Below are 17467 nucleotides of genomic sequence, written 5' to 3'. Positions count from 1 at the left end.
CAGCCTTCAGGAGGCTTCGTATGACCAAGCCGATCACCAACAAGCCGACCACCAGCAACTCGGGAATCCCCGTCCCCAGCGACGACCAGTCGCTGACCGCCGGAACGCAGGGACCGATTCTTCTGCACGACCACTACCTCATCGAGAAGATGGCGCAGTTCAACCGGGAGCGGGTCCCGGAGCGCGTCGTGCACGCCAAGGGCGCAGGCGCGTTCGGTGAACTCGAGATCACCGGAGACATCAGCAAGTACACCAAGGCGAAGGCGTTGCAGCCCGGTGCCAAGACCGAGATGCTGGCGCGCTTCTCCACCGTCGCGGGCGAGCAGGGTAGCCCCGACACCTGGCGCGACCCGCGCGGCTTCTCGCTGAAGTTCTACACCGAGGAAGGCAACTGGGACCTCGTCGGCAACAACACCCCGATCTTCTTCGTCAAGGACCCGATCAAGTTCCAGGACTTCATCCGTAGCCAGAAGCGCATGCCCGACTCTGGCCTGCGCGACAACAACATGCAGTGGGACTTCTGGACCCTCTCGCCCGAGTCGGCACACCAGGTGACGTGGCTCATGGGTGACCGCGGAATCCCCAAGTCGTTCCGTCACATGGACGGATTCGGTTCGCACACGTACCAGCTCATCGCCGAGGACGGCACGAAGACCTGGGTGAAGTTCCACTTCAAGACCGACCAGGGCATCGACTACCTGACGCAGGACAAGGCCGACGAGGTCGCGGGCACGTCCCCCGATCACCACCGTCAGGACCTCTTCGGGTCCATCAAGAACGGCGACTTTCCCAGCTGGACCCTCAAGGTGCAGCTCATGCCCTACGACGAGGCCGAGAACTACAAGTACAACCCGTTCGACCTCACCAAGGTCTGGTCGCAGAAGGACTACCCGCTGATCGAGGTCGGCAAGATGACCTTGAACCGCAACCCGGAGAACTTCTTCGCTCAGATCGAGCAGAGCTCGTTCGAGCCGTCCAACACCGTGCCCGGCATCGGTTTCAGCCCCGACAAGATGCTGCTCGGCCGCGTCTTTTCCTACGCCGACGCCCACCGGTACCGCATCGGAGCCAACTACGCGCAGCTGCCGGTCAACGCGCCGAAGTCGCCGGTCAACTCGTACTCCAAGGACGGGTCCATGCGGTACTCGTTCAATTCTCCGGAAACGCCCGTGTACGCACCCAACTCGTTCGGCGGCCCGTCAGCGGACACGAACAAGTACGGCGACGACGGAGCGTGGGACTTCGAGCCACGGTTCGTACGCACCGGGTATGTCGAGCACCCAGAAGACGGCGACTTCGTCCAGGCTGGAGCCCTGGTCCGTGAGGTCATGGACGACGCGCAGCGTGAGCGTCTCGTCGGAAACATCGTCGGACACGTCCTCAACGGCGTGAGTGAGCCGGTCCTGAGCCGGGTGTTCGAGTACTGGACCAACGTCGATGCCGAGCTCGGCAAGAAGGTCGAGGAAGGCGTTCGGTCGCAGCAGGACGAGACCGCACCGACCACCGGTGCAGGAGCGATCGACGATCCTTCCGACGAGGCCGCGAAGGTCTGATCCGATCGATCCTGGGATCGGCGTCACAGCGAAGATGGCGTCGATCCGGAACAACGCGTGGCTACATGCCGTTGTGTAGTACAGACGGAAGAACAATAATGGTGTGCGATGCATACCGTCGTCCAACGGCAGGGAGGCCACATCATGACGAACCCCATCACCAGCACCCTCGACGCAGGCCAGCAGAAGATCGCGGGCGACGCGCTTCAGGGAACCGTGGTCGATCTCATCGACCTCTCGCTCATCGCGAAGCAGGCCCACTGGAACGTGATCGGTAAGAACTTCCGCTCCGTGCACCTCGAGCTCGACGAATTGGTCACGGCCGCCCGCGAATTCACCGATCAGGCAGCAGAGCGCGCGACGGCCATCGGCGTCAGCCCCGACGGCCGCGCAGCCACCGTCTCCTCGACCGCGGGCACCAAGGGCTTCGGAGCCGGTTGGACTCAGGACAGCGAGGTCGTACCGGCAGTCGTCGACAACATTGCTGCCGTCGTCGAGCGACTGCGTGGACGTATCGCCGACACGGGAGAGGCCGATCCGGTCACTCAGGACCTGCTCATCGCCATCACGGCGCGACTCGAGCAGCTGCACTGGATGTGGCAGGCGCAGGCCAGCTAGTTCCGTTCACGCACGACGGGCCCCTCGCGCACAGCGGGGGGCCTGCTGTTTTTCGAATCGACTGTTTGCCTGTATCGACCATGGGTATCCGACGGTCATGCCTGTGAGTGTTCCGACCGTCGACGCTGTTCTGTTCGACATCGACGGCACGCTCGTCGATTCCAATTTCGTTCACGTATCCGCGTGGTCCCGTGCGTTTCGCGATGCCGGCCGAGAAGTCTCGGCCTGGCGCATCCACCGTTGTATCGGGATGGATGGGTCGAAGTTGCTCGAGTTCCTCGTCGGGTCACCCGACAGCGCGCTGGCCGCGGAGGCGAAGAAGCTGCACGGTGAAAATTACGCCGCAGCATCCGCGGATCTGGAAGTGTTGCCTGGTGCGCGGGAACTCCTGGCAGACATGGAGTCTCGTGGAATCAACGTGGTTCTGGCCACATCTGCGCCCGAAGGTGAACTGTCGACTCTGCGTGATCTGCTCGACGTGGAGGATTCTGTTGCGGTCGTGACGTCCGGCGACGACGCCGACGTCGCCAAGCCCGAGCCCGACATCATCGCGGTCGCGCTCGAGCGCGCCGGAGTCGAGGCAACGCGCGCGGTGATGGTCGGCGACAGTGTGTGGGATATCGAGGCCGCCGGGCGCGCCGGAGTACGCGCCATCGGCGTGTTGAGCGGAGGTATCTCGCGCGCCGAGTTGCTCGACGCGGGTGCGGTAGCGGTGTTCGAGGACCCGGCCGATCTGCTGGCGAACATCGAGAACAGCCCAATTTTCGCCGGAAAGGCAAGTGCTTGAGCGAGTTTCGAAAGCCGCACCCTCGGGTCGACGGCTATGTTCCTATCGAGAGCTACGGAGCGATCGGTGACGGTAGAACCGTGGCAATGATCGCCGACGACGGTCGCATCGACTGGCTTCCGGTCCCGAATCTGGATTCACCACCACCTTTCGCCGCACTGTTGGATTACGAGCACGGTGGATGGATCGAGCTGGCGCCGGTGGCCGAATTCACCGTCCACCGCGAATTCATCTCGGGTACAAACGTTCTCGCCACCACTTTCAAGACCTCCGGCGGCACGGTGCGGGTCACCGACTCGCTGAACACCGGTGTGGCGGGGCGGCTGCCGTGGATGGAACTGGCGCGCCGAATCGACGGCCTCGACGGGACCGTCGAGATGGGCTGGAAGGTGGCACCCGGAACCATGCTCGGTAAGGCCTCACCGTGGGCCTACGCCACCGAGCACGGCACAGTCCTGCGGGTGGACGGGCTGACCCTCGCCGTGAGAACCCTGGGCATCGACGATCCCCAGGTGGAGACGCAGAACATTCATGGGGCGTTCTCCACCGAGCCTGGCTCGAGACATTCTCTCGGAGTCGTCGGTACCGAGAACGAACCATTGCATCTGCCCTATCCGCAGAAATTGGACGAGGGCATCGACCGGACCGTCCTCAACTGGCGGATGTGGTCGGACGAGTGTAAGTACGAGGGACCGTGGGCGGAACATGTAGCACGTAGTGCTCTGGCGTTGAAGCTGTTGTTGCACAGCCCGTCCGGTGCCATCGCTGCTGCTGCCACCACATCATTGCCGGAGAACCGGACCGGAGGGAAGAACTGGGACTACCGGTACGCCTGGGTCAGAGACGCCGCCTACACGATCAGAGCGATGCAGCGGTTCGGACTTCGTGAGGAAGTACACGCGGCCGTCGCCTGGTTGCTGAAGGTCATCAGGGTCAACGATCCTCTGGTCAACGTGTTCTACACGCTTCAGGGAAAGTTGCCCGGGGGAACCGAACAACCGGATGTGCCGGGCTGGCGCGGCATCGGACCGGTCGTCAACGGCAACGCCGCGGCAGATCAGTTGCAGCTGATGATATTCGGGGATCTGTTCTCGATCATTCGGCAGTACGTAGACGCCGGCAACATCCTCGACGCGGAGACCGGTCGACTGTTGGCCACCATCGCCGACGAAGCCTGCGACTCATGGCAGCGCAAGGACGCAGGCATCTGGGAACTCGAGGAAGAGCGTCACTACACCAGCTCGAAGCTCGGTTGCTGGCAGGCGCTCGACTGCGCCGTTCACTTGGCCGAGGCCGGCGAGATCCCCGGAATCCCGGACCGGTGGAAGGCGGAGAAGGGCCGCATCAGGGACTACATCGAGACGCAGTGTTGGTCCGAGGAGCGGCAGGCATATCTGGCGTATCCCGGGGCCGATGGTCTCGACGCCTCGGTGCTGTTGGCGGCGGAGATGGATTTCGATCGCGGAGAACGTCTTTCGTCCACCATCGATGCCCTCGGTGCAGAACTCGGTGCTGGGCCGTTGCTGTACCGCTACAGCGGCGTGCACGAGGAAGAGGCCACCTTCGTGGCCTGCGCGTTCTGGCGAGTGTCGGCGCTGTCGTGCGTCGGCCGTGACGACGAAGCCATCGCGCTGATGGACCAGCTGGTGGAGCTTTCCAACGACGTCGGGCTGTACAGCGAGATGATCGATGCTTCGGATGGGTCGTTTCTGGGTAACTTCCCGCAGGGCTTGAGCCACCTGGCCCTGGTGAATGCGGCGCTGACCATCGCGCGCTCGCACGACGCCACAACCTGACCCGAACATCGAGCGCAAAGTGGGATCGCATGGATCTGGGAATCGACGGTAGAACAGCGCTGGTCACCGGAGCAGACTCCGGCATCGGCTGGCACACGGCAAAGATGTTGTTGGCCGAGGGCGTTCGCGTCGTGATCAGCGACAAGGAGCAGTCCTCGCTCGACGACGCTGCAGCGAAGCTCGACGCAGCGGAGGGCCAATTGTTCGCCTTCGCTGCGGACGTGACCGATACCGGAGCCGTCGAACAGTTGGCGGTGCAGACGCAAAAAGCCTGGGAGACATCGATATTCTCGTTCAGTCCTCGGGCGTGACCGGAGCGCAGGGACTGTTCCACGAGATCGACGAGGAAGGGTGGAGGTCCACCCTCGACATCGATCTGATGGGCCCTGTCCGGCTACTGCGGGCGTTTCTGCCTGCGCTTCGCCGCGGCGGCTGGGGACGTATCGTGCTGCTCACCTCCGAGGATGCCGTGCAGCCCTACGACGACGAATTGCCCTACTGCGCAGCCAAAGCCGGCGTGCTGGCGCTCGCCAAGGGGCTTTCTCGCAGCTATGCATCGGAGGGGCTGCTGGTCAATGCGGTCTCTCCCGCATTCATTCACACCCCGATGACCGACGCGATGATGGACAAGCGGGCCGAGGAGAAGAACACCGACCGCGACGGGGCCATCGAGAGCTTCCTCGACGAGGAGCGTCCGCACATGGAGCTCGGACGCCGGGGCGAACCCGAGGAGGTCGCCTCGGTGATCACCTTCCTGTGTTCGGACCGGGCCAGCTTCGTCAATGGATCCAACTACCGAGTCGACGCCGGTTCCGTCGCAACAATCTAGTCGCAACAATCCAGGAGACACTTCATGACCAATTTCGGATACACCTTGATGACCGAGCAGAGCGGGCCGAAAGAGCTGGTGCAGCACGCCGTCGGAGCCGAGAAGGTCGGCTTCGACTTCGAGGTCAGCAGCGACCACTACTCGCCGTGGCTCTCGTCCATGGGGCATTCCCCCTATGCCTGGACGACGCTGGGTGCGGTGGCTCAGGCCACCGAACGCGTCGAGCTGATGACGTACGTGACGTGCCCGATCATTCGCTACCACCCGGCCGTCGTCGCGCAGAAGGCAGCCACGCTGCAGATCCTGGCCGACGGGCGCTTCACACTCGGCCTCGGCAGCGGTGAGAACCTCAACGAGCACGTCGTCGGCGAGGGATGGCCGTCCATCGACAAGCGGCAGGACATGTTCGTCGAGGCACTCGAGATCATTCGCGCACTGCACGCCGGTGGTTTGGTCACGTACGAGGGCAAGCACTTTCGCGTCGACTCCGCTCGGATCTGGGACCTGCCGGAGGGCGGCGTGCCGATCGGTATCGCGGCAGGCGGTGAGAAGGCCGTCGCTCGGTTCGCCGAATACGGCGATCACCTCATCGCTACCGAGCCGAACGCCGATCTCGTCAAGGCGTGGTCGGACAACCATGAGGGACCGGCGCGTTCCATCGGACAGATCCCCATCTCCTCGGATCCGGACAAGGATGCCGCCATCGATCGCGCACACGATCGATTCCGCTGGTTCGCCGGTGGCTGGGCGGTCAACGCCGATTTGCCGACCACGGCCGCTTCGCCGGGGCCACGAAGTTCGTGCGCAAAGAGGATGTGGCCGAAACGATTCCGTGCGGACCGGATCTCGACGCCATCGTCGAGGCCGTGAAGCCCTATTGGGAGGCCGGATACACCGACATCGCCCTGGTCCAGGTGGGCGACGAAACTCAGGAACGCTTCCTGGCCGAGGCCGCAGGCCCGCTGTTGGAGAAGCTGCGCGCTGCGTCCAGCTGAGCTGCTCCGGTAGCTGAACAACCCCGACCGATTCATTCGGCCGGGGTTGTTCGCGTCGGGCGGTCCTCCCACGGTATGACTCCGCGTCCGTCCGTCGCAGGACTGAAATCGTCGGCAGGCAGGACGCCACGAGAGTTCCCACGCGGCAGAGTGGTTCACATCGAACGAGCCGAACACTCACCGCAGGGAGGCGGACGATGAACACGCGAGATGCTGTCGAGGCGGGTGGCCGCTCATTTTTCGTCGCGCTACCCGATACGCCCCGCGCAAGCGCGTTGGCGGCCCGGTTGGCGCAGGTGTCGACCACTCGGATCACTCACCACTCGGGGCGTCCATGGCTTCTCGGGCATCTCACGACCGACCGACTCGTCACCGCACAGGTTGGACGTACGACGGCCGCAATCGTCGGCAGGTCCGATGCGACGGAGTCCCGGCTGCGGAGACTTGCCGATGACATTTCGGTACCGGCACAGGCGGCAGCGGCAGCGTCGAACTTTCACGGAAGTTACACGACGATCGTGTCGGTCGATGGACAGATCTATGCCAGCGCCGCGGCAATGGAGACCCGCAGAATCTGGTCTGCGCGCATCGACGGTGTGCTGGTACTGAGCGACCGCGCCGATGTTCTGGCCGATCTGGGCGAGTTCGACGTCGACCCAGCGGCCGTCACCATACGACTACTCGGCACCATGCCGCACCCACTCGATCGCGTCCCGTTGTGGGCAGAGGTCGAACCACTTGCCGGAGATCGATACATCACCGTCGACAGAAACGGCGAGCGAAGCCGGACCGGAACGTGGTGGTACGCGCCGCAGGCCGACACCTCGAGGTCCGATGGTGCCGTTCTGTTCAGATCGGCGGTGGAGGGTTCGGTTCGAGCTCGCACCGCGCCCGGAGATCCGGTGGCCTGCGACCTGTCCGGGGGGCTGGATTCCACTCCTCTGTGCTACTTCGCAGCACAAGCGCAGCAGGGTGTGCTCGCTCGCACTCTCTTCAACGACGACCCGGGTGGACGCGAGGATCTCCACTGGGCTCGCCGGGCGATCAAGAGCATGCCCGGAGTGCACACCCATGAGGTCACCTCCACGGACGACATGCAGGATTTCTACGAGGGTGTCGACAGCCTGGATGTTCGACTCGACGAGCCGACGCAGGCCGCGACCGCCGGGCCGCGGATCGTACGAATGTTGGCCGACGATCGCCGCAAGGGAATCCGGACGCATATCACCGGTCTCGGAGGGGATCACATTTTGCGCGGCGTCAATGCGTGGGAGCACACGATCGTACGGGCACGTCCGTGGGTCGGGTGGAACAGAGCCAGGGCGCAGCACATTCCGGCGGGAATCGGAGTGCTGACGACGGTGCGAGAGTTGGCCGATCGACGCACGTACCGACAATGGTTCGCCGACACGATGAGTGCAGCACTGGCCGGAGCTCCTCACCCCGAGATACCGCGGATGAACGATTGGTCCAGTCCGCCCGCTGTGCCACCCTGGCTTACGCCGCATGCTCGCGAACTGCTCCGGAGCAAGATCGATTCCGCGCTCGATGCAGCAGAGCCGCTCGACCGAACCGTGGCCGGGCACATCGATCTGTACTTCGCTCGCGACGCTGCGCGACTGATCCGCGGCACAGCACAACTGGGGCAGCCGTTCGGAGTGTCCTACGACTCGCCTCTGCTCGACGATCGAGTGGTGGAAGCTGCCCTTGCAGTTCGACGCGACGAACGCGATACCCCACTCGAATGGAAGCCCCTCATGAAGGACGCGATGCGCGGATTGCTACCGAACGACTATCTGATGCGAACGAACAAGATCGGCGGCGGACCGCAGTCCGTACGCGGGTACGCCCGCCACTACGGACGACTGCTGGAGCTGATGGACGACGCACGACTGTTCGATACCGGACTGGTCGACCGAACAGAATTTGTTGCATCGACGTCGCCTCGAGCTCGTGAGGTACCGGTCGGACATGTTCACCAGGCCATCAATGCCTCGGTGTTCCTTGCGGCTCAGCGAAATCGGACCGACGTAACAGTGTGATCGATCCATCCCGGCTCTATCGACAAAGGAGAAACCTATGTTCTGGAGGACCAAGGACACTGCTGCGCAGCGAAACTCGGGTCGTTCCAGCAGGACGAGGCACCTCGACACGGTGGCAACCGAGTACGGTCACGTCGTTCTCGACGGTGCAGCCGGCCGGTACTGGCACCTCAACGACAGTGCGCTGATCGTGTCACGTTGCCTGCGGGAGGGTGGCAGTCGCGAGGACGCGGCCGCGGCGTTGGTCGACACGTTCGCCATCGACCCGGCACTGGCGAGACGCGACGTCGATGCTGCCTACCGCCAACTCGAAGGAGTCGGTCTGCTGTGAGTGACGTACTGCCACACATTCCGTCGACCCTCGGTCCGCTCCCCACTCTCGGCATCAAGGCGAGCGTCGGAATTGCCAAGGGCCTGAGCAGAATGCCTCCGAATTCCCTGCGTTCGGTCCTCGAACGAATCGCAGCCGGCGCTCGGCCGGCGACGTACGAGGAGGCGCGTCTGGCTCGCGACGCGGTCCTGACCGCCAGCCCCTACAGCAGAGGTGGATCAGCCTGTCTGCCTCGATCCCTCGCGACAGCGTTGGTGTGCCGTGCGCGGGGCACGTGGCCGCAATGGTGTGTGGGCGTGCTCTCATCGCCGCCGTTCACGGCCCATGCGTGGATCGAGGTCGACGGAGTGATCGTCGATGAACCGATGGCCAAGTCCGATTTCTCGACGTTCTTCTCGGTCTCCTCGAAATCGGCACTGCCGCAGTCTTTGTGAGCTGCAACTCCAGGCGGTGCCCCATGAACTCGGGACGTCGGATGTCGACCGTGGCGTCGACGCCGTCGATCCCGTACCGGGGGACCCGATACGGGCCCCGGAGTGAATCGATCGATCCCCTGAGTATGCGAAAGGAGGTGTGACACATGACCGAGGATTACCAAACCCCGACCATCGTCGACCTGGGTAGCTTCCAGGACGAGACAGGTTTCGGCATCGGTGGCCAGGCCGAGGGTTGGAACCCGATCGCCGATCGCAAGAACTGACACCGGATCCAACAAGCTCGACCGAGACAGAACCGAAAGGAAGCACCGAAATGATCAAAGATTACGAGTCTCCTGCTGTCGTCGACCTGGGCAGCTTCCAGGACGAGACAGGTTTCGGCATCGGTGGCCAGGCCGAGGGCTGGAACCCCATCGCCGATCGCAAGAACTGACCGTCGCCGCCGCGAACATCGCCGCCTGATCAACCACGGAACGGAGGTGTAACGCGCATGTCGAAGCCATACGAAACACCTGCTGTTGCAGATCTGGGCCGTTTCCAGGACGAGACCGGAGAGTTCATCGGTCCGCACACCGAAGCGATCCTGCCGTTCGAGGATCACTCCAAGGAGTGAATTCGTCAGTCGGATATGACAATTCGAAACATCTCTACAATTCAGCGAGGAGTTGCATCGTGAACAAGGCATACGAAACACCTGCTGTTGCAGATCTGGGCCGTTTCCAGGACGAGACCGGAGAGTTCATCGGTCCGCACACCGAAGCGATCCTGCCGTTCGAGGATCACTCCAAGGAGTGAGACTGCACCCGGTACGGCGACCCGGCACGATCATGTGCCGGGTCGCCGGTCCGGGATCCGATTCCGTTTCGTACCGAACTCTTGTGGCAGCAAACTAGAAGGAGCGTCGATGACGATGGCACTGCACGGGCAGTCGAACGACTCCGTTGACACATCCGTCTACCCGAACCAATCCGACGTACCGGCCCTCGAGGCCAGGGACGTTCGGATGCGCTACGGGTCGATCGATGTGTTGACCGGGGTCGATCTGCGTGTCGAGGCGGGCGAAGTGGTTGCATTGCTCGGGCCGAACGGCGCGGGTAAGACGACCACCATCGAGATTCTCGAGGGAATTCGCCGCCGGTCGAGTGGGTACGTGCGTGTTTTGGGAGTCGATCCCGCCCACGGCGACGAAGAATGGCAGTCGCGCATCGGTGTCGTGTTGCAGTCATGGCGTGATCATCGTCGGTGGAAAGTTCGAGAGTTGTTGCTGCACTTCGCACAGCATTATCGAGTACTCGGGCCGTCGGGTGGCCGACTGCCATACGATACGGACGAGTTACTGGATGCTGTCGGTCTGACCGACCGAGCACAGACCAAGGTCGGTCGACTCTCCGGAGGCCAACGGCGTCGTCTCGACGTCGCGATCGGACTCGTCGGAAATCCCGAACTGTTGTTCTTGGACGAACCGACAGTCGGGTTCGATCCCGAAGCGCGCCAGGACTTTCACGAACTCATCGGGTCGATCACCCGCACGCGGCGAACGGCCGTCGTACTGACCACCCACGATCTGGTCGAGGCCGAGCTTCTCGCAGATTCGGTGGCGATTCTGGTAGATGGACGTGTCGTCGCGCGTGGAACCACCGAGCAGCTCGCCCGCCGGTACGCCTGGGGTACCGCGGTTTCGTATCGGCTCCGTGGACGTTCCCAGACGGCGACGGTCGACAACGCCACCGAGTTCGTCCGTGAACTGTTGGCCTCGGGGGGCTCCGAAGTGACCGATCTCGTCGTCCGGCCACTGAATTTGCAGGACGCCTACCTGCACATGATTCGAAGTGCCGATCCCGTTGCCGCGGAGCTCGATCCGAGTCCAGATGAAGGAAAGGTGCTCTTCCATGCTCATTGATACCGTCCGTCTCGGACTCGGCCGCGGGCTGATCGAATTCAGACAGAGCCTTACCCTCGTCCTCAACTACATCTTCTTTCCGTGCATCGCTCTGATCGTCATGTATTTTCTTCGAGGAGTGGAGGTGTCGGGCTCCGGAGCCTCGCTCGGTAGTTTCGCCATCCCCGGAGTGCTCGCGATCAACGTGCTGTTCAGCGGACTGATGGGGTTGGCCACCAACCTCATCGCCGAGCGGGAGGACGGAAGTCTGCTGCGCGTGAAATCTTTGCCCTACGGTATTCACACCTATCTCGTCGGCAAGATCAGCAGCCAGGTGGCCCTGACGTTCATCACCTTCTGTGTCGTACTGATCGGAGCGAGTGTGCTGTTCGGGCAGTTCGTCTCGGCCGATACGATCGAACTCGCAAACCTTGTATGGATTCTGCCCCTCGGCATGACGGCTACTCTGCCGTTCGGAGCGATCCTGGGTTCGCTCGTCAAGAACCCGCGGAACCTGAGTTTCGTATCGCTTCTGCTCATGGCGCTGGTGAGCGTGTCCGGTGTGTTGTACCCGCTGGCGAACCAGGCGTCCTGGATGCAGGCGATCGGACAGGCGACTCCGCTCTACTGGCTGGGCCAGGCCCTGCGCGCTGCTCTCCTCGGTGATGCCGCAGCCGCTTCGGAGATCGGTGGGCGGTGGCACCTGGCCGAGACCGCATTGGTTCTCGGTGCTTGGAGCGTCGTCGGATGCATTGCGGCGGTGTTCGTGCTCCGGCGCGCGGCACGGCGCGATGCTGGTGCCAAGATATCCGGAGCCGTCTCCTCGCGTGCCGAGTGATCACACTCCGTCAGTCCGCGACCAAACCCGCAGTGTGGGCGAACACCACGCATTGAATCCGGTCGCGAACATCGAGCTTGCGCAGTACCCGCCCCACGTGTGTCTTGACGGTAACCTCCGCGATGAACAGCTTGTCCGCGATTTCCGAATTGTTCAGTCCCTGTGCGATTGCCTCGAGTACGTCACGTTCGCGGTCCGTCAGCGACTCCCAGCGGCGCCGAACGGAATCGTCGGCGGGAATAGCGGCACGTTGCGGGGATACCGAGCACAGCAGTTGCCGGGTCATTTGCGGCGAGACGACCGCAGTGCCGCGGTGAGTGGCCTCGATGGCGGACAGAAGCGCGTCGGGCGGAGTGTCCTTGAGCAAGAATCCGCTCGCCCCCGCCATGATGGCGTTGTACGCCAGGTTGTCCACCGCGTATGTCGTGACAATGAGGATCTTGGGAGGCGCGTCGAGATCGAGGATCCGCGCAGTGGCGTCCACTCCGTTCAGTCCGGGCATGTCGATGTCCATCAAGACCACGTCGATCTCACCCGGCAAGCTCTCGACCAAGGAAACTGCGTCGATCCCGTTGGTTGCTTCGCCGACGACGGTGGTTCCGCTTCCGGACTCGACGATCATTCGCAGCCCAGCTCGGAACAGCTCACTGTCGTCGACGATGACAGTGCGAATCATTGTCCCCCCGAAAGATCGAGTCAGCTGATGGCGATCAGTTGTTTCTGGTGCGAACATACCGGTTGTTCGAGCTGCGATCGTCGGAGCTGAGAGGAATCGTGGCCCGAACGACGAATCCGCCGTCGGGCGGCGACCCGGCGAACAGCGTTCCGCGCAGGGAATCGACGCGCTCGCGCATACCGAGTAGCCCGAAGCCGTCCGTAGTGCACTCTGTGGCACCCACTTCGGCAGCCGACCCGTCACCGTCGTCACTGACTTCGACTTTCACGTTCTCAGCGGTGACGTCGACCGATGCAGTCACCTTGGTCACCGAGGTGCCGGCATGTTTGCGAACGTTGGTCAACGACTCCTGCACGATTCTGTAGACGGCTTCCTGCACCGTTGGTGGCAGCTCGCAATGACGGCCCTCCACAGTCGAATCCGTGGCGACGGTATCGGACGCGGCCGATTCGACCAGGAACTCGAGATTCGACACGACGGGCGAGGTGCGCGTCATGTCCGCTGGTTCGTCTCGGAGCAGCTTGAGCAACTTTCGAAACTCGGAAAGCGAATCACGACAATGGGTGTTGATCATGCGGAGCGAATTCTTGTGTTTTTCCGCCAGTTCGGGTGAGGACCGCAACGTTCCCTCGGACATGGTGAGGATGCCCGCCAGACTGTGCGAGATCACGTCATGAAGGTCGCGCGCGATGCGGGCACGTTCTTCTGCTGCGGCTATCTGCGCCAAATGGTCCTGCTCGCGTTCGAGTTGGTCGGCACGGGTACGCAGAGTTTCGTCGTGCACACGACGTAAGGCGGTATGGGTGCCCCACAGCCACACCGCGACGGTCGTCGTCCCTATGGCCGAAAGCGGCACTGCAGATGCCGCGAACGTCTCACCCCACCGGATCGCGGCAATTACCGCGCCCGCCACGACGGCTGTCGCGCAAAGCAGTGCCGCACGGCGTGGGGCGTGTGCTGCCACCGCGTACACCCCGGCCAGCAACATGAGATTCGCCGGGATCGGGCCGAAACCTTCGATCAACTGGACGGTGCCGGCAGCCGACATCACGGCGAAGGACCGCAGCGGATAGCGATGCGCGAACAACCATGGCAGACACAGGCCAAGTGCAATGGCCATCAAGAGCACGGTCGTCGTACCGCGCCAGTACATGCCTACCGAGACCGCTCCCGTGTAGGAAAGGATGCCGAAGCAGAGAACACCGCGTCCGATGGCTCGGACGCGGTGTTGCTCGGATCCAGTGGTGAGCATCATGCGGCGATGATAATGGGACCAGATGGTCCGTAGTGTTACGAACAGGCCCCACGGATCGATCGCCGAGACGTTGTCGAATCAACTGGAGAAGATGTTGCTCACTGCGTCGTGCAGCTCACCGTACTGAGCAATCGACGGATTCACCACGAAAAAGATCCACAGGGCGGCCGCCGCCACGGATGCGCACAACACGATCATCGACAGGACGAATCCCGTGCGCGCTACCCCGGTTGCAGTGCGTCGCGTCGCCCGCCACCCCAGCACGACGCCGGTCGCGGCGAGCGCGACCGGGACGAAGCCGGCGAACGGAAAGATCACGAGCACGGGTGTGAGAAGGAGTGCGAGCACTGCTGCGGTGAGCGAAGCGGCACCGCGCCCGTCGGGGCGCTGATGCGCGCGCCCCGGTTCGGTGTACTCGGTGTGAGCGATCGTTCGATTGTCGGTCATGGTCGATTCTCCTTTCGCTGCGATATCACTGAACGTGAATGTCCTTGCGGTCGAGTGCCCTGCCGGTCAGTGCGACGACTGCGACAGTGAGCAGCGTCGTGGCCGTCAGGACCGATAGCGCGGCCCCGGTGGTGAGCGAACCCGAGTCACCGAAGGTTCCGGTGGCCAGTTGGGTTGCGCGAGTCGCCAGTGCATAGGGCAGCACGAAAATTGCCCCGGTCACCTCGGCGGTGAGGAGGAACACCGATATCCCGGCCCCGACGAGAGCGATGGCGATCGGCACCGCGAACGATCTGATCGCCATCGACAGACCGGATTGCAGAGCCGCCACCGGTAGCGAGCCCACCACGACGAGTGCACTGGTCGCGAAGAGCTCGGAAGGGAGCATGCCGTCGAGCGAGAAGACCACCTTGCCGAGAATTACGACGGCTGCCAGCATGACGATGTTCATGGCCGCGGTCAGCGTTGCCACTACAGCCGTCTTGGCGAACACGATGCGCACCGACGAGACCGGCCCGCTCATCAGGGCATTCCAATTCCCTCCTCGGTGTTCGGCTTTCCACGCCAGGGAGGCCAGCACGGCAATGCCGAGCGCGAGTGGGAACAGTCCGTAGAACACGACTGTGCGCAACCACAATGTGCGCCATCCCTCTGCCAACTCTGCGCCCGAGGCGATCGTGTTGAACGTTCCGACCCCCGCGATGATCAGTGGCAGCAGAACGACGACCGCCCAGGCCTGCGAGCGTCTGAGCTTGATCATTTCGGCCGAGAACGCATTCATGCTCGTGCCTCCTGTCGATCCAGTCGAACGGTCATGAGCCAGAACAACACTGCGCCGACAACTCCGAGGGCAGCGATACTGGCGTAGGACGGGTCCAGCGTCACCACCTGCTCGCCCTGGTAGTCCGCCGCCGATGCCAACGAGTAGTAGCCCCAGGGCGTCAGGTGCGCTGCCCAGGAGGGGAATCCGGAGGCGCAGATCGCGATGACGGTACCCACGATGCCGACTCCCAGCGCGACCAGTTGGTTGTCCACTCGCGCTGAGATCAGCAGGTGAAGACCGAGTATCACGAGGTTCGCCGTGACCACCGCCGCCGTGTAGCCGAACCACAGGCCGGCAGGCAACGGCTGGGTCACTCCGATGGCAGTTCCCAAAAATAGACCTGCCGCGCTGGCCACCACCGTCGCAATAACGACGACGAGGCCCGTCGAGACGAGCTTCGCGCGAACGAGGTCTCCGCGGTCGGCACCATTGGTCTGGTTCAGCAGCCAGCCGTTCGACTGGTGCTCGACTTCCACTGTGCGGCTCGCCATCACTGCGATCAGCAGGGGTGAGGCGATGGGGACGGCAAGGGACAGGCCGGCCAGTGGTAGTGCCCAGGAGACCGTGGGCGAATCGTTCGACGTCGCCGCGGTGAGAGCGCCGACGAAGGTCAAACCTACGATTGCGGAGACCAGCACTGCGCCGATCGCGCCGATGTGCAGGTGCCGGAGTTTGGCGAACTCGTTGCGTACCGTCGTCACAATCGGCCCCCCTTCGTCAGATTCATGAATACGTCTTCGAGCGACTGATTTTCGCGCCGAACGCCGTAGACGCCTGCGTTCGCGCCGACGAGTTCCGCCACCACCAGTGCGGTACCTCGATCGTCGAGGCCGGGCAGTCTCAATGTATTGCCGTATCTTGGAATTGGCTGTTGTAGAACCGAACTGGCGCGTTCAGCGTCGATGACATCGATGAGCACGTCGGGCGTGGAGGCGGCGAACAGCTCGTCGCGGGTGCCCTGGAAGATCAGGCGACCGTGGCTCAGGATTCCCAGCATGTTGGCCGTCTTGTCGATCTCACCTAGCAGATGGCTCGAAACCATGACTGTCACACCGTGGTCGGCGAGATGGCGGAGCAGGCCGCGGATCTCTTCTATGCCCGCCGGGTCCAATCCGTTGGTGGGTTCGTCCAGGATCAGCAGTCGCGGTTCACGTGCGAGTGCCATCGCGATGCCCAGGCGCTGTTTCATTCCCAGCGAGTAGTTCTTCACCTTCTTGTCGAGGTGTTCCTGTAGACGGACGGTGGCCACTGCCCGCTCGATCTTTTCGGCGTGCAATCCGAGCGAGCGTTGCACGATACGGAGGTTCTCCGCACCCGTGAGGTGGCCGTATCCGGGTGGAGCTTCGATGAGTGATCCGATGTGTGAAAGCAATTCGCGGCGAGTGCCGTGATTCATCGGCTTGCCGAGGATCTCTACCTCACCCGAGGTCGGTCGAATCAGGGACAGCAGCATCTTCATGGTCGTCGACTTACCCGATCCGTTGGGACCGAGAAAGCCGTAGACGCAGCCCTCAGGGATGCGAAGGTTCACGTCGTCGACGACGGTATGCGTGTCATAGCGCTTGCCGAGGCTGTGAGTTCTGACGATGTCCATGTCGTCGACTCTGTCGCGTCGGCGACATGGATACATCAGTCCCGGGTAGTGCTGTCGTCATACTCGAGTATGAGGATTTCTCGAAGACTCAGCGTGCCAGGCGCGGCAAGTTCCTCGAGATTCTCGAACCCAATACCTTGCCGACGATAGGAGCGAGGCCGGGGATCGGCGAATCGAACCCGATCGTGTAGGCGAGCTCGGTGCCACCGTCGGATGTGGGGGTCAACTTCTGGACGCCCCAGTGTCCGCGTAGCGGGCTGCCCTTGGTGATGCGGTACTCGATCAGTGAATTCGGATCGGAGACCACGGTGGTTTCCTCGAACGCGGGCAGCGGCCCGACCGCAACGCTGCGCACGGAGCCGACCCCGTTGCGTGAGGTGTCGCCGTCTCGAAGCCGGGTGACCTTCGCCCCGAACAGGCGAGCCAAGTTCTCGTGCTCGGACAGCGCCTCGAACACGACCTCAGGCGGCGAGGAGAACTGGTGGGTGACATGAACGCGGGTGGGTGTCGGCATGACTCACAGTAGCGTCGATCAGGCAAAGAAAAAGGACCCACTCGAGTGGGTCC

Annotated in this window: 20 protein-coding genes and 2 pseudogenes; 15 read left to right on the top strand and 7 right to left on the bottom strand. The window is 62.9% G+C overall.

The genetic code is table 11. The features are described from left to right. Nucleotides 1–20: 20 nt before the first annotated feature. The 15 genes and pseudogenes from RHBS_RS05910 to RHBS_RS05850 all read left to right on the top strand — a co-directional run bounded on the left by RHBS_RS05910 (nt 21) and on the right by RHBS_RS05850 (nt 12105). Nucleotides 21–1553, top strand: a complete 1533-nt coding sequence (locus RHBS_RS05910; RefSeq protein WP_374700536.1) for a catalase — start codon at nt 21–23, stop codon at nt 1551–1553. Nucleotides 1554–1697: 144 nt separating this feature from the next. Then, nucleotides 1698–2171 carry a Dps family protein gene (locus RHBS_RS05905; protein ID WP_121872021.1) on the top strand — a complete coding sequence of 158 codons (474 nt, stop codon included), beginning with the start codon at nt 1698–1700 and terminating at the stop codon, nt 2169–2171. A 97-nt stretch (nt 2172–2268) separates the two neighbouring features. After that, nucleotides 2269–2958 carry an HAD family hydrolase gene (locus tag RHBS_RS05900; RefSeq protein ID WP_121872022.1) on the top strand — a complete coding sequence of 230 codons (690 nt, stop codon included), beginning with the start codon at nt 2269–2271 and terminating at the stop codon, nt 2956–2958. Continuing rightward, nucleotides 2955–4754 carry a glycoside hydrolase family 15 protein gene (locus RHBS_RS05895; protein ID WP_121872023.1) on the top strand — a complete coding sequence of 600 codons (1800 nt, stop codon included), beginning with the start codon at nt 2955–2957 and terminating at the stop codon, nt 4752–4754. The genes RHBS_RS05900 and RHBS_RS05895 overlap by 4 nt, the downstream gene beginning before the upstream one ends. A 29-nt stretch (nt 4755–4783) precedes the next feature. After that, a pseudogene (locus RHBS_RS05890) lies at nt 4784–5583 on the top strand (SDR family NAD(P)-dependent oxidoreductase). A gap of 24 nt (nt 5584–5607) precedes the next feature. Then, nucleotides 5608–6578, top strand: a pseudogene (locus RHBS_RS05885) (LLM class F420-dependent oxidoreductase). 197 nt (nt 6579–6775) lie between these two features. Then, nucleotides 6776–8620 (top strand): asparagine synthase-related protein, encoded by a 1845-nt coding sequence (locus tag RHBS_RS05880; protein WP_121872026.1) that lies wholly within the window; start codon nt 6776–6778, stop codon nt 8618–8620. A gap of 37 nt (nt 8621–8657) precedes the next feature. After that, nucleotides 8658–8951 (top strand): lasso peptide biosynthesis PqqD family chaperone, encoded by a 294-nt coding sequence (locus tag RHBS_RS05875; protein ID WP_080730710.1) that lies wholly within the window; start codon nt 8658–8660, stop codon nt 8949–8951. Continuing rightward, nucleotides 8948–9385, top strand: coding sequence for a lasso peptide biosynthesis B2 protein (locus RHBS_RS05870; protein WP_220709132.1), 438 nt, complete (start codon nt 8948–8950; stop codon nt 9383–9385). The genes RHBS_RS05875 and RHBS_RS05870 overlap by 4 nt, the downstream gene beginning before the upstream one ends. Before the next feature lie 146 nt (nt 9386–9531). Then, a complete protein-coding gene (locus RHBS_RS05865) occupies nt 9532–9651 on the top strand; it encodes a keywimysin-related RiPP (protein WP_121872027.1) in 120 nt (39 codons plus the stop codon). Between the two features lie 50 nt (nt 9652–9701). Next, a complete protein-coding gene (locus tag RHBS_RS05860; protein WP_121872028.1) occupies nt 9702–9821 on the top strand; it encodes a lasso RiPP family leader peptide-containing protein in 120 nt (39 codons plus the stop codon). Nucleotides 9822–9878: 57 nt separating this feature from the next. After that, complete coding sequence (locus RHBS_RS31445) at nt 9879–10001, top strand: hypothetical protein (RefSeq protein ID WP_254925626.1); 123 nt, start codon at nt 9879–9881, stop codon at nt 9999–10001. 59 nt (nt 10002–10060) lie between these two features. Further along, entirely contained in the window at nt 10061–10183 is a 123-nt protein-coding gene (locus RHBS_RS31440) for a hypothetical protein (protein WP_254925625.1), read from the top strand. A 109-nt stretch (nt 10184–10292) separates the two neighbouring features. Further along, nucleotides 10293–11288: an ABC transporter ATP-binding protein gene (locus tag RHBS_RS05855; RefSeq protein WP_237669028.1), complete on the top strand. Its 996-nt coding sequence runs from the start codon at nt 10293–10295 to the stop codon at nt 11286–11288. Beyond that, nucleotides 11278–12105, top strand: a complete 828-nt coding sequence (locus RHBS_RS05850) for an ABC transporter permease (RefSeq protein ID WP_183130361.1) — start codon at nt 11278–11280, stop codon at nt 12103–12105. The genes RHBS_RS05855 and RHBS_RS05850 overlap by 11 nt, the downstream gene beginning before the upstream one ends. Nucleotides 12106–12115: 10 nt before the next feature. Here RHBS_RS05850 and RHBS_RS05845 read toward each other — a convergent pair whose 3' ends face one another. The 7 genes from RHBS_RS05845 to RHBS_RS05815 all read right to left on the bottom strand — a co-directional run bounded on the left by RHBS_RS05845 (nt 12116) and on the right by RHBS_RS05815 (nt 17414). Further along, a complete protein-coding gene (locus tag RHBS_RS05845) occupies nt 12116–12781 on the bottom strand; it encodes a response regulator transcription factor (protein ID WP_121872031.1) in 666 nt (221 codons plus the stop codon). 34 nt (nt 12782–12815) lie between these two features. Next, nucleotides 12816–14036 (bottom strand): sensor histidine kinase, encoded by a 1221-nt coding sequence (locus RHBS_RS05840; RefSeq protein ID WP_121872032.1) that lies wholly within the window; start codon nt 14034–14036, stop codon nt 12816–12818. Between the two features lie 78 nt (nt 14037–14114). Continuing rightward, nucleotides 14115–14483, bottom strand: a complete 369-nt coding sequence (locus RHBS_RS05835; RefSeq protein WP_121872033.1) for a hypothetical protein — start codon at nt 14481–14483, stop codon at nt 14115–14117. Between the two features lie 25 nt (nt 14484–14508). Continuing rightward, nucleotides 14509–15264: an ABC transporter permease gene (locus RHBS_RS05830; protein WP_121872034.1), complete on the bottom strand. Its 756-nt coding sequence runs from the start codon at nt 15262–15264 to the stop codon at nt 14509–14511. Beyond that, the gene (locus RHBS_RS05825) at nt 15261–16007 is read right to left on the bottom strand and encodes an ABC transporter permease (protein WP_121872035.1); all 747 of its coding nucleotides are present in this window, start codon (nt 16005–16007) and stop codon (nt 15261–15263) included. The genes RHBS_RS05830 and RHBS_RS05825 overlap by 4 nt, the downstream gene beginning before the upstream one ends. Next, nucleotides 16004–16900, bottom strand: a complete 897-nt coding sequence (locus RHBS_RS05820; protein ID WP_121872036.1) for an ABC transporter ATP-binding protein — start codon at nt 16898–16900, stop codon at nt 16004–16006. Before RHBS_RS05820 ends, RHBS_RS05825 begins: the two co-directional genes overlap by 4 nt. Before the next feature lie 88 nt (nt 16901–16988). Beyond that, nucleotides 16989–17414: an SRPBCC family protein gene (locus tag RHBS_RS05815; protein ID WP_121872037.1), complete on the bottom strand. Its 426-nt coding sequence runs from the start codon at nt 17412–17414 to the stop codon at nt 16989–16991. Nucleotides 17415–17467 lie beyond the last annotated feature (53 nt).

The sequence above is a fragment of the Rhodococcus sp. BS-15 genome, from assembly GCF_000813105.1.
Classification (GTDB): Bacteria; Actinomycetota; Actinomycetes; order Mycobacteriales; family Mycobacteriaceae; genus Rhodococcoides.
Note: the sequence above shows the minus strand (reverse complement) of the source record. Positions and strands in the feature narration are given on the sequence as shown.